We start from the raw sequence: 11,933 nt of genomic DNA, 5'->3' as shown, positions 1-11,933 counted from the left end.
AAACCGACCTGAACGAGAGCATCAAGCAGGGCAAGATGGTGCTCAAGCCCGAAAAAAAGGATGATGACGACGAGGAAGAGGAAGACGAGGAGTAAGCCAGATCTCGGTAGAGAGCAGTGCGTTCCTTTGCTGCTGTAATTACCGATCCAGTTTATACTTTCTCGTTGCCTCCGGTGTTTTCACTGGATTCGAAGCCGAATCCAGTGAGAACATCCTGCTGTCTGCTATGCTTCCCGCTTAATCAGTTCAGCCTGAATTTCCTGATCGAGAATCCGATTTCTGTCGTTACGGGTTATTCTCAGGACGCTGCACTTATATTTATGTAACAGCGTTCGGGATTAACCCTCGATAGTATAATCACTGAATGATCTTCTGGCTCCGCCGTAGGGAGAGGTGATTTCTTTTGTGTGAATGGTTGTCACGAAACTGTAACATTTCCATCATACTATTTAGGCCCCTCCCAATGGTCTCACTTCAAGGTGCAGTTCCCGGTGACAGCGCGCCGCTCCGATAATACTCCCGACTCCAGTGCACTTGGATATAACTATCGACGTCATCTGAGTGAGCGTTTTATTGAGGCCGTGCTTTTTTTGACGGCATTTGTTTCCGTCGCCATTACCCTAGCGATCGTCGTGATGCTGGTCACGGAATCCCTTTCATTTTTCAAGCATGTATCTCTCTGGGAATTTCTTACTGACACGCAGTGGACGCCCCTTTTCGATAATGCGCATTACGGTATACTTCCACTCGTTTCCGGGACCGTAGTAAGCTCCGCCGTGGCCTTGCTCGTTGCCATCCCGATGGGCACCATCACCGCCATCTATCTATCCGAGTTCGCACCTTTTACCGTTCGTGAGATGGCCAAGCCCTTTCTTGAACTGCTGGGGGGTGTTCCAACAGTTGTATACGGTTACTTTGCATTGCTGTTTGTTACGCCTCTATTGCAGAAAATTTTTCCGGAATTGCCCGGTTTCAGTCTTCTTTCGGCAGGACTGGTGATGGGCATCATGATCATTCCCTATGTAAGTTCCATGGCGGAAGATGCGATGCGCGCGGTACCCATGCATTTGCGGGAAGGCTCTTATGCAATGGGCGCGACCCGATTTCAGACGGCTGTTCGCGTGGTAATGCCAGGAGCATTCTCTGGCATTGCCGCAGCTTATATTCTGGGTATTTCCCGGGCGGTGGGAGAAACGATGGTGGTTGCGATAGCGGCGGGAATGCAGCCAAACCTCACGTGGAATCCGATGGAGCCTGCCGCTACCATCACTGCTTATATCGTTCAGGTAAGCCTGGGCGATCTGCCGCACGGCAGTATCGGATATCAGACTATCTTTGCAGCGGGATTGACCCTGCTGCTTATAACGTTGGTATTCAATATTATCGGGCATCTTCTACGCAAGCGTTTCCGCGAGGTATATTGAAGTATGTTTCGATACCTGTTTCCATGACCAACTCGTTTCATCTCGAAAATTCCGTGGGCGGTTCCTGTTGAACCCAGCTTCCCGGTTTCCATTTCCTTTGCGAGAATGCACCCATGAGTGACAGTGATGCTCAAAATCTGCGGGAGATTCGCGCTATCATCGCCCGGCACAAGCTGGGGGATCTGATTTTCCTTGTTACCGGCTTGCTTGTGCTGATGATTGCCGTACTTACGTTCATCGCCTTGTTCTCGCACATGCTCATCGATGGCCTTCCTCGCTTGTCCTGGGATTTCTTCACATCCTTCCCCTCACGGCGTCCAGAATCGGCAGGCATACTTTCCGCCTGGATGGGAACCACCCTCGTAATGATAGTGACAGCCGCGGCAGCGGTGCCTCTGGGGGTTGGAGCGGGCATCTATCTGGAAGAATATGCCCCTAAAAATATTCTTACCGATCTCATCGAGATCAATGTGACCAACCTTGCCGGGGTGCCATCGATTATCTACGGGCTTCTGGCGCTGAGCCTGTTTGTTCATCAACTTGGATTCGGCCAGAGCATTCTCTCCGCTGGCCTTGCGCTGGCCTTGCTCATTCTTCCGATCGTTATCGTTGCGACCCGGGAGGCAATACGCGCCATCCCGGTCACTATACGTGAAGGCGCCTATGCGCTGGGTGCAACCAAATGGCAAACTGTTTCTGACCATCTTCTGCCTTATTCCGCAGCCGGCATTCTTACCGGCATCATAATCGGCCTTGCGCGTGCAATTGGAGAAACGGCTCCCATTATCACCATCGGTGCCTTGACCTTTATTGCTTTTCTACCTCCATCTCCCTTCAAGGAGGAGTTTCCTTATATTTCCTTCGAATGGCTGATGGCGCCATTTACTGTCATGCCTATCCAGATGTTCAACTGGGTATCGCGGCCGGAAGAAGCGTTTCAGGTGAACGCAGCCGCGGCTGGCCTGGTACTGGTGATAATGACTCTTACCATGAATGCGCTCGCGATCTATCTTCGCTACCGGATGCGCAAGAATCTCAAATGGTAAAAGATTTTTCGTCCGAGCATCCGGTGGGGAATGTTTCGTCGTCCCAATACAAGTCCGAAGTCAGGAACCTGAGTTTCTACTACGGTTCATTTTCGGCGCTCAAGAACATTAACATGATGCTGCATGAAAAAAAGGTGACCGCATTGATCGGTCCCTCGGGGTGCGGCAAATCCACGTTCCTGCGCTGCTTCAACCGCATGCATGATCTCTATCCAGGGAATCGCTACATGGGAGACATTATCCTACACCCGGATAATGTCAATATTCTTTCCCGGAGCGTGGACCCTATTGAAGTACGCATGCGCATCAGCATGGTATTTCAGAAACCCAATCCTTTTCCGAAATCCATTTATGAGAACGTTGCCTATGGTTTACGGGTCCGGGGTGTCAGACGCCGCGCGATACTGGATGAAAAAGTGGAAGACGCACTCAGGGGTGCCGCCCTGTGGGATGAAGTGAAGGATCGCCTGCATCAGCTTGCCTACAATCTTTCGGGCGGACAGCAACAGCGGTTGTGCATCGCGCGCGCACTTGCAACCAATCCTGAGATTCTCCTGTTCGATGAACCCACTTCTGCACTTGACCCCATTGCCACGGCGAGTATAGAGGAACTTATAGCCGATCTGAAAGACAAGGTAACGATCCTGATCGTTACACATAACATGCAGCAAGCTGCCCGTGTGTCGGATTACACCGCTTACATGTACCTGGGCGAAGTGATCGAGTTTGGTGTGACGGATACGATTTTCATCAAACCTAAAAACAAGCAGACGGAAGATTACATTACCGGGCGCTTTGGATAAGGAGTCTTCGCGCCAATTTTTCCCTCTTTCCCCTTTTCGGTTGGCGGGAAATTGTTATTCATTCAGCCGTAAGGCATTTCTGCCTGAAAAATCCTGGCTTGCAGGAATACTTGTCTGGCCAGCGGTTCAAAGCTTGACGCAGCCCCCGATTGACCCCGTATCCATTCACAGGTAACATTCGCAGCTTTCAAGTTAAAGGCGAATCCTTCATGGCTATACGTTCCAAGCTGGTTGCGGGTAACTGGAAAATGCACGGCGGAACGCTGCAGAACCGGGATTTGCTAAATGCAGTTCTTGCTGCGACGGCAGACCTGAGCGGAGTCGAGTTGGCGGTATGCGTACCTTATCCTTACCTACCCCAAGTGCAATCGATTCTGGAAGGTACGCACGTTTCCTGGGGTGCCCAGAACGTGAGCCAGCACGAAAAAGGCGCCTATACCGGTGAAGTTTCAGCGCCCATGCTGCTGGATTTTGGCTGTCGCTACGTGATTGTCGGTCACTCCGAGCGGCGGGCGCTGTATGGTGAGGATAGCCACACCGTAGCGCTCAAATTCAAGGCGGCACAAGGCGCCGGCCTGATACCTATTTTATGTGTGGGTGAAACTCTCGAGCAGCGGGAAGCCGGCATTACGGAGCAGGTTGTGGCAGAGCAGCTGGATGCGGTGGTGAAGTCGGCGGGGATAAATGCCCTGGGCACGGCGGTGCTGGCTTATGAACCGGTGTGGGCCATTGGTACCGGCAAGACCGCGAGCCCCGATCAGGCTCAGGAGGTACATTCGTTTATTCGCGGCAGAATTGCTGCCGACGCAGCGGAAGTAGCTGAGGGATTGAAAATTCTTTATGGCGGCAGTGTCAAGGCGGCCAACGCCGCTGAGATGTTCGCCATGCCCGACATTGACGGTGGATTGATTGGCGGCGCTTCGCTCGTTGCCGAAGAATTTATCGCAATTGCCCGGGCCGCGAAAGATTAATTCTTATTGGAGCAACTTTGGAAACACTGATCTGGGTACTACATGTCTTGTCCGCAGCGGGCGTAATCGTCCTGGTTCTGCTGCAGCACGGCAAAGGTGCGGATATGGGCGCGGCTTTTGGCAGTGGCTCGTCAGGAAGTTTGTTTGGCGCCAGTGGTTCCGCGAACTTCCTCAGCCGGACGACAGGCGTTCTGGCTGCCGTATTTTTCATGACTAGCCTTGGCCTGACCTACCTTTCCACCAACAGGAACGAGATTGGAGGAGTGATGGACAAAGCTGTGCCGATTCAATCTGTCAAGCCCGCAGAGCCCGCTCCGGCAGCGCCTCCAGCAGAAGAGGGACCTTCCAAGGCAACAGAAATACCTGAGTAAGTTAATGCTGAGCTAATTGAACAACCGGTTGGAATTGTGTTCTAACCAGATTACGTTCCGACCTGGTGTTCAAATTAAACGGCATTCAAATTAAGCTGCCGACGTGGTGGAATTGGTAGACACGCCGTCTTGAGGGGGCGGTGGCGAAAGCTGTGCGAGTTCGAGTCTCGCCGTCGGCACCATTTGCAGCAACAGGACTGAGCATCAGGCCAGCAGAAGATACCGACAAAGGTATATAAATGTTACCTGGAAACAAGTCTTATATTTGTTCGATAGCTAACACATCATATGCTCGAAAACTATTTTCCTATTCTGTTGTTTATCCTGCTTGGCCTTGCCATAGGGGCTTTGGCAATGGGATTTGGCTGGCTGTTCGGTCCCAACCGTCCAGATACCGAAAAACTGTCTCCATATGAATGCGGATTTGAGGCGTTTGAAGACGCGCGCATGAAATTCGACGTGCGCTACTACTTGGTAGCTATCCTATTTATTCTGTTCGATCTGGAGATAGCGTTCCTGTTCCCATGGGCAGTGGTATTGAATGAAATCGGTCTGTTCGGTTTTATTGCCATGATGGTTTTTCTCGGCATCCTTGTCGTCGGCTTCATTTATGAGTGGACGAAGGGCGCTCTGGAGTGGGATTGAGGCCATGAGTACGAACGGAGTAATGGAAAAAGGCTTTGTCACTACAAGCCTTGACTCGGTTATCAACTGGGGGCGTACCGGCTCGATGTGGCCGATGACTTTTGGCCTGGCCTGCTGCGCCGTCGAAATGATGCAGGCAGGCGCGTCCCGTTATGATCTTGACCGCTTTGGAATTGTATTTCGTCCCAGTCCGCGTCAGTCGGACGTCATGATTGTTGCCGGAACCCTTTGTAATAAAATGGCACCTGCTCTCCGCAAGGTGTATGACCAGATGGCAGAGCCGCGCTGGGTGATATCCATGGGTTCCTGCGCCAATGGTGGCGGTTATTATCATTACTCCTACTCGGTGGTGCGTGGATGTGATCGTATCGTCCCGGTCGATATTTATGTTCCCGGTTGCCCGCCTACCGCAGAAGCCCTGCTGTACGGCATTATCCAGCTCCAGAACAAGATCCATCGCACCAATACCATCGCTCGTTAGGCTCATCTATGTCGTCCACTCGCCTGGAAACGCTCGCGCTTTGCCTTCAGAATGTGTTGGCGGATAAACTTGCCAACGTTGATCAGCAACTGGATCAGCTCATCATTACGGTGCCTCCGGCTAACCTGTTGCCGGTAATGAGAGCCTTGCGCGACCATCCCGAACTGGGTTTCGAGATGCTCATCGACCTGTGTGGAGTGGACTACTCCATCTATGGAGTAGAGCCCACTTCGGAGCGAGGACGTGAGGGCAAACGCTTCGCTGTCGTTTATCACCTGCTTTCGATCCGGCATAACCGCAGAGTGCGTGTAAAGGCATTCCCCGAGGATGACGAATTTCCGGTTGTGGATTCGGTAATAGATATATGGCCTTCCGCCAACTGGTTTGAACGCGAAGCATTCGATCTTTATGGCATCGTGTTCACCAGTCACCCCGACCTGCGCCGTATCCTCACGGATTACGGATTTATCGGTAATCCATTCCGCAAGGATTTTCCGCTCAGCGGCAATGTGGAGATGCGCTACGATCCCGACCAACAGCGGGTCATCTATCAGCCGGTCACCATAGAACCGCGCCAGATCACGCCGCGTGTTATCCGGGAAGAGCATTATGGGGATTCTGAATGAGATTTTTGTGGTCTGTTAACGATGGCTGAGATACGTAATTACACGATGAATTTCGGCCCGCAGCATCCGGCCGCCCACGGTGTCTTGCGACTGGTGCTGGAGCTCGACGGGGAAGTCATACAACGTGCCGATCCGCACATCGGCTTGCTGCATCGTGCAACGGAAAAGCTTGCCGAATACAAGACATATATCCAGTCAGTCCCTTACATGGACAGATTGGACTACGTCTCCATGATGTCCAACGAGCACGCGTATGTAATGGCGATCGAGAAGCTGCTTCAGCTCGAGGTGCCCATACGCGCGCAGTATATCCGGGTGATGTTCGACGAAATCACGCGGATACTCAATCATCTTCTGTGGCTGGGAGCACACGCGCTGGATGTGGGCGCGATGACGGTATTCCTTTATGCATTCCGTGACCGGGAAGACTTGATGGATGCCTATGAAGCGGTTTCGGGTGCAAGGATGCATGCAGCATACTACCGGCCGGGCGGCGTTTATCGGGATTTACCGGATTCGATACCGCAATACAAGGCGTCAAAAATTCACGACGAAAAAACAACCAAGGCGCGCAACGAGAACCGGCAGGGTTCGCTGCTCGATTTCATCGAAGACTTCACCAACCGGTTTCCAACGTACGTCGACGAGTACGAGACCCTGCTTACCGATAACCGTATCTGGAAACAGCGGCTGGTAGGCATTGGAACGGTTTCTCCCGAGCGGGCAATGGCTCTGGGATTCACGGGCCCCATGTTGCGCGGGTCCGGCGTCGAATGGGATCTGCGGAAGAAGCAGCCCTATGAAGTCTACGATCAGCTCGATTTCGATATACCTGTCGGCGTCAATGGAGATTGCTACGACCGTTATCTGGTCCGGATCGAAGAATTCCGGCAATCCAATCGCATCATCAGGCAATGTATCGATTGGTTACGTAAAAATCCGGGTCCGGTCATAACGGATAACCACAAGGTCGCACCGCCTTCCCGTGTGAACATGAAGCAGAACATGGAGGAACTGATCCATCATTTCAAGCTTTTCACTGAAGGGTTTCACGTGCCGCCCGGTGAAACCTACGCGGCAGTCGAGCACCCGAAAGGGGAATTCGGCATTTACCTGATATCGGATGGTGCCAACATGCCTTACCGCATGAAAATCCGCGCTCCCGGCTTTGCCCACCTGGCAGCGCTGGACGAGATGTCGCGCGGCCATATGATTGCCGATGTGGTTGCCATCATTGGTACCCAGGATATTGTGTTTGGTGAAATAGACAGATGACGTACTGAAGGTGAAACGGCTATCAACATGCTAAGCGCAGAGTCTCTGAAAAAAATCGACTACGAGTTGACCAAATATCCCGCAGACCAGAAGCAATCCGCGGTAATGTCGGCGCTCGCCATCGCCCAGGATGAGAAAGGGTGGCTGACCACCGAAACGATGGATTTTGTGGCGGAGTACCTGGACATGCCATCGATCGCCGTATACGAAGTGGCTACTTTCTACACCATGTACAATTTGCAGCCAATCGGAAAATACAAGATTACGGTCTGCACGAATCTTCCATGTGCGCTGTCCGGCGCGAACGAGGCAGTCGCCCATTTCCGGGAAAAGCTGGGAATAGGCTTCAACGAAACCACTACGGACGGAAAATTTACCTTGAAAGAAGGGGAGTGTATGGGTGCATGTGGAGATGCGCCGGTTCTCCTGGTCAATAACAAACGCATGTGCAGTTTCATGTCCAACGACAAGATCGACCAGTTGCTGGAGGATTTGAGCAAATGAACCAGCCTGCGCAGATACTGCTGGATGGATTGAACCCATCGGACCCCAACGATTGGCGGCTGAAGAATTACGAACAGCGTGAAGGGTATGCTGCGCTCAGAAAAATCCTGAGCGAGAAAATTCCCCCGGAAAAGGTCATCGAGGAGGTAAAGAAATCCGCCTTGCGGGGTCGCGGCGGAGCCGGCTTTCCGACCGGGTTGAAATGGAGCTTCATGCCCAAGCAGTACGAAGGCGACAAATACCTGGTATGCAATTCGGATGAAGGCGAACCTGGTACCTTCAAGGATCGTGACATCATGCGTTACAACCCGCATATGCTGATCGAGGGCATGCTGATCGGAGCCTATGCGATGGGCATCAAGGCGGGCTACAACTACGTGCATGGCGAAATCTGGGACGTCTATGAGCGCATGGAGGAGGCAGTGGATGAAGCCCGTGCAGCGGGTTATCTCGGGGATAACATCCTCGACTCCGATTTCAGCTTCCAGTTATACAACCATCATGGCTACGGCGCCTATATCTGCGGCGAGGAAACAGCGCTGCTTGAGTCGCTGGAGGGCAAAAAAGGTCAGCCGCGCTTCAAGCCGCCTTTTCCCGCAAGTTTCGGTCTCTATGGTAAACCGACTACCATCAACAACACGGAGACATTCGCGTCGGTACCCTGGATTATCCGCCACGGCGGTGACAAGTTTCTGCAACTGGGTAAGCCAAACAACGGCGGAACCAAGATTTTTTCCGTTTCCGGTCACGTGAACAAGCCCGGCAATTATGAAGTGCCTCTCGGCACGCCCTTCGCAGCCTTGCTGGAGATGGCGGGGGGCATGCGCGGGGGGCGCAAGCTGAAAGGCTGTATTCCGGGAGGTTCATCCATGCCGGTATTGCCGGGTGATGTCATGATGCAGACCGACATGGACTATGACTCGATTGCCAAGGCAGGATCATTTCTCGGTTCAGGCGCAGTTATTATCATGGACGATACGACCTGCATGGTCAGGGCGCTGGAGCGCTTATCCTATTTTTACTATGAAGAATCCTGTGGCCAGTGCACACCCTGCCGTGAAGGCACGGGATGGCTTTACCGCATTGTCCACCGGATCGAAACAGGAAAAGGCCGCATGGAAGATCTGGATTTGCTCAATAATCTCGCCGACAACATTCAGGGGCGTACCATCTGCGCATTGGGTGACGCGGCCGCCATGCCGGTGCGCGCCATGATTCAGCATTTCCGTGACGAATTTGCGTATCACGTCGAACACAAGAAATGCCTGGTGTAACACGGATGAAGTCATGAGTCTTTTCTTGTTTGCGGCTGCTTGTTGTCCCGGAGCACATAAGTAATGATCAATTTCGAAATCGACGGTAAACCGGTGTCCGTGCCCAAGAATGGCACTGTCATGGATGGCGCCAATCAGCTCGGCATATACATTCCTCATTTCTGCTATCACAAGAAGCTCTCCATTGCCGCCAATTGCCGCATGTGTCTCGTGCAAGTGGAGAAAGCGCCCAAGCCGTTGCCGGCGTGTGCCACGCCCGCGATGGAGGGCATGAAGGTTTTCACCCACTCCGGGCAGGCAGTAACAGCCCAGAAAGGTGTGATGGAATTCCTGCTCATCAATCACCCGCTGGACTGTCCGATTTGTGATCAGGGCGGAGAGTGTCAGTTGCAGGATCTGGCCGTGGGCTATGGAGCAAGCTCATCGCGTTATACCGAAGCCAAGCGTGTGGTGGCGAACAAGAATCTCGGTCCGCTGATTTCCACCGACATGACCCGTTGTATTCATTGCACGCGTTGCGTCCGCTTCGGGCAGGAAATCGCGGGGATCATGGAATTGGGCATGGTGGGACGTGGAGAGCATTCGGAGATACTCGCCTTTGTCGGTAAAACCGTGGATTCGGAGTTATCCGGCAATGTGATCGATCTGTGTCCCGTGGGCGCCCTTGTCAGCAAGCCGTTCCGCTATTCCGCACGTACCTGGGAGCTATCACGCCGAAAATCCATAAGTCCGCATTGCGGCCTCGGCTCCAACCTCATCGTCCAGATAAAACAGAATCGCGTGATGCGCGTGCTGCCCCGCGAGAACGAGGAAATCAACGAGTGCTGGTTATCGGATAAAGACCGTTTTTCCTACGAGGGGTTAAATTCTGAGGAGCGTCTTACCAAGCCGATGATAAAGCAGGGAGGCGTGTGGCAGGAATGCGACTGGCAAACTGCACTGGAGTTTGTGGCCAATGGCCTCAAAGATGTGAAAGAAAAGTATGGAGCGGAAAGCATCGGAGCGCTCGGTTCTGCTCACAGCACGCTTGAAGAACTTTACCTGTTGCAGAAACTTGTAAGGGGATTAGGCAGCGAAAGCGTGGATCATCGCGTGCGTCAGAGCGATTTCCGTGCGGACTCGCAGATGCAGGGCGCTCCCTGGTTGGGAATGCCCATTGCCGAAATTTCGCAGTTGAAGTCATTGCTGGTCATAGGCAGCACCTTGCGAAAGGATCATCCTCTCCTTGCGCATCGTATCCGTCAGGCAGTGAAGCACGGCGCGGAATTGAATGTGATCAACCCGATCGACGATGACCTGCTGACCAAGGTAAGAAATCGTGCTATTGTTGCGCCCGACAAAATGATATCCATGCTGGCAGAGGTGTTGAAAGCCATTGCCGAGTTGAAGGGCGTGGAGATTCCCGATGACGCTAAAAACGCCTTGAGCACTGTCAGCGCGAGCGATACGGCCCGTGCGATGGCGATCAGTCTCAGCGACAACAAACCCGCTGCGATTTTCATCGGAAATCTCGCGCAACACCACCCCCGCTACACGGATATCTGCAAGCTTGCCCAGCATATCGCACAAATTTCCGATATCCGCTTCGGAGTGCTGGGAGAGGCTGCCAACAGCGTCGGAGCTTATATTGCCGGTGCGGTTCCCTTTGATAACCGCTTTGGTAACCGTAACGCAGATATTGCCGGGGACAGGCATGGAGGGCAGGGCGCCAATGCCTCACAAATGCTCGGCATGGACGATGCGGCAAGCGGGACCGGATGCAAGGCATACATCCTGTTGAATCTGGAACCGGAACTGGATTGCTACAACACCCAGCGCGCCGTCAGGACGCTGGCAGCGGCCGATCTGGTTGTAATGATGAGTGCATACAAGAGCCATGCTGCCATTCAGGACAATTATGCGGATGTATTGCTGCCGATCGCACCCTTCACGGAAACCTCGGGTACTTTCATCAGCACGGAAGGGCGGGTGCAAGGCTTCAATGGTGTGGTTGCGCCGCTCGGGGAAACGCGTCCCGCATGGAAGGTATTGCGGGTACTGGGTAATATCCTGCAACTCGATGGCTTCGATTATGAAACGTCGGAGCAGGTGCGGGCAGACGTTCTTCCGGCCGGAAACGACGTCAGCGCCTGGTTGAATAGCAGTCTGGGAAGTCTTGCTGTGAATCCCATTGAAGCCGGTAAGGAAAATAAGGGAAGCGTAGGATTGCAACGTATCGGTGAGGTTCCGATTTATCAGGCTGACCTCATCGTGCGCCGGGCGGAGTCGTTGCAGCGCACGCGCGATGCGGCGGCGCCTTTAGCATGGATGCCGGGCAGCCTCATGGCGCAATTGGGTCTGCAGACCGAAGAAGTCATACGGTTGAAGCAGGGAGAAGGTGAGGTGCAACTGCCTGTCGCACAGGATGACAAGTTACCTGCCAACTGTATAAGGGTTGCCTCCGCCCACCCTTCGACTGCGGCCCTGGGCGGAATGTTTGATCAGATCACGGTGGAAAAATCGTGACGAACGAT

The 11,933-nt window shown here is 53.1% G+C and carries 12 protein-coding genes and 1 tRNA gene; all 13 read left to right on the top strand.

All coding sequences use genetic code 11. From position 1 onward, the window contains the following. Nucleotides 1-491 precede the first annotated feature (491 nt). The 13 genes from pstC (at nt 492) to nuoG (ending at nt 11,925) form a co-directional block, all read left to right on the top strand. The gene (gene pstC, locus BMW46_RS11850) at nt 492-1,424 is read left to right on the top strand and encodes a phosphate ABC transporter permease subunit PstC (protein ID WP_074708802.1); all 933 of its coding nucleotides are present in this window, start codon (nt 492-494) and stop codon (nt 1,422-1,424) included. Between the two features lie 113 nt (nt 1,425-1,537). Next, nucleotides 1,538-2,470 (top strand): phosphate ABC transporter permease PstA, encoded by a 933-nt coding sequence (pstA, locus tag BMW46_RS11845; protein WP_074708800.1) that lies wholly within the window; start codon nt 1,538-1,540, stop codon nt 2,468-2,470. After that, a complete protein-coding gene (gene pstB / locus BMW46_RS11840; RefSeq protein WP_074708798.1) occupies nt 2,464-3,273 on the top strand; it encodes a phosphate ABC transporter ATP-binding protein PstB in 810 nt (269 codons plus the stop codon). The genes pstA and pstB overlap by 7 nt, the downstream gene beginning before the upstream one ends. A gap of 215 nt (nt 3,274-3,488) precedes the next feature. Beyond that, on the top strand, nt 3,489-4,244 hold the full coding sequence (gene tpiA / locus BMW46_RS11835; protein ID WP_074708841.1) for a triose-phosphate isomerase: 756 nt from the start codon (nt 3,489-3,491) through the stop codon (nt 4,242-4,244). A 17-nt stretch (nt 4,245-4,261) separates the two neighbouring features. Continuing rightward, entirely contained in the window at nt 4,262-4,615 is a 354-nt protein-coding gene (gene secG, locus BMW46_RS11830; RefSeq protein WP_074708796.1) for a preprotein translocase subunit SecG, read from the top strand. A gap of 97 nt (nt 4,616-4,712) precedes the next feature. Continuing rightward, nucleotides 4,713-4,797, top strand: a tRNA-Leu gene (locus tag BMW46_RS11825). A 106-nt stretch (nt 4,798-4,903) separates the two neighbouring features. After that, nucleotides 4,904-5,260: an NADH-quinone oxidoreductase subunit A gene (locus tag BMW46_RS11820; RefSeq protein ID WP_074708794.1), complete on the top strand. Its 357-nt coding sequence runs from the start codon at nt 4,904-4,906 to the stop codon at nt 5,258-5,260. A gap of 4 nt (nt 5,261-5,264) precedes the next feature. After that, complete coding sequence (locus tag BMW46_RS11815) at nt 5,265-5,741, top strand: NuoB/complex I 20 kDa subunit family protein (protein ID WP_011380436.1); 477 nt, start codon at nt 5,265-5,267, stop codon at nt 5,739-5,741. Nucleotides 5,742-5,749: 8 nt separating this feature from the next. Continuing rightward, complete coding sequence (locus BMW46_RS11810) at nt 5,750-6,367, top strand: NADH-quinone oxidoreductase subunit C (protein ID WP_074708793.1); 618 nt, start codon at nt 5,750-5,752, stop codon at nt 6,365-6,367. Nucleotides 6,368-6,388: 21 nt separating this feature from the next. Next, nucleotides 6,389-7,642 carry an NADH-quinone oxidoreductase subunit D gene (locus tag BMW46_RS11805; protein ID WP_074708791.1) on the top strand — a complete coding sequence of 418 codons (1,254 nt, stop codon included), beginning with the start codon at nt 6,389-6,391 and terminating at the stop codon, nt 7,640-7,642. Between the two features lie 27 nt (nt 7,643-7,669). Beyond that, the gene (nuoE, locus tag BMW46_RS11800; protein WP_074708789.1) at nt 7,670-8,146 is read left to right on the top strand and encodes an NADH-quinone oxidoreductase subunit NuoE; all 477 of its coding nucleotides are present in this window, start codon (nt 7,670-7,672) and stop codon (nt 8,144-8,146) included. Further along, nucleotides 8,143-9,420, top strand: coding sequence for an NADH-quinone oxidoreductase subunit NuoF (nuoF, locus tag BMW46_RS11795; RefSeq protein WP_074708787.1), 1,278 nt, complete (start codon nt 8,143-8,145; stop codon nt 9,418-9,420). The genes nuoE and nuoF overlap by 4 nt, the downstream gene beginning before the upstream one ends. A 63-nt stretch (nt 9,421-9,483) precedes the next feature. Next, nucleotides 9,484-11,925, top strand: coding sequence for an NADH-quinone oxidoreductase subunit NuoG (gene nuoG / locus BMW46_RS11790; protein ID WP_074708785.1), 2,442 nt, complete (start codon nt 9,484-9,486; stop codon nt 11,923-11,925). Nucleotides 11,926-11,933: the final 8 nt, after the last annotated feature.

Origin of the sequence: Nitrosospira multiformis (genome assembly GCF_900111585.1) — a bacterium.
Classification (GTDB): domain Bacteria; phylum Pseudomonadota; class Gammaproteobacteria; order Burkholderiales; family Nitrosomonadaceae; genus Nitrosospira; species Nitrosospira multiformis_B.
This window is presented reverse-complemented; position numbering and strand designations above follow the sequence as displayed.

Bases quoted from the DNA above. Each gene is read 5' to 3' on its own strand.
- nuoE (WP_074708789.1), top strand. From the start codon at position 7,670: ATGCTAAGCGCAGAGTCTCTGAAAAAAATCGACTACGAGTTGACCAAA.
- pstA (WP_074708800.1), top strand. From the start codon at position 1,538: ATGAGTGACAGTGATGCTCAAAATCTGCGGGAGATTCGCGCTATCATC.
- BMW46_RS11810 (WP_074708793.1), top strand. From the start codon at position 5,750: ATGTCGTCCACTCGCCTGGAAACGCTCGCGCTTTGCCTTCAGAATGTG.
- nuoF (WP_074708787.1), top strand. From the start codon at position 8,143: ATGAACCAGCCTGCGCAGATACTGCTGGATGGATTGAACCCATCGGAC.
- BMW46_RS11805 (WP_074708791.1), top strand. From the start codon at position 6,389: ATGGCTGAGATACGTAATTACACGATGAATTTCGGCCCGCAGCATCCG.
- pstB (WP_074708798.1), top strand. From the start codon at position 2,464: ATGGTAAAAGATTTTTCGTCCGAGCATCCGGTGGGGAATGTTTCGTCG.
- BMW46_RS11815 (WP_011380436.1), top strand. From the start codon at position 5,265: ATGAGTACGAACGGAGTAATGGAAAAAGGCTTTGTCACTACAAGCCTT.
- nuoG (WP_074708785.1), top strand. From the start codon at position 9,484: ATGATCAATTTCGAAATCGACGGTAAACCGGTGTCCGTGCCCAAGAAT.
- BMW46_RS11820 (WP_074708794.1), top strand. From the start codon at position 4,904: ATGCTCGAAAACTATTTTCCTATTCTGTTGTTTATCCTGCTTGGCCTT.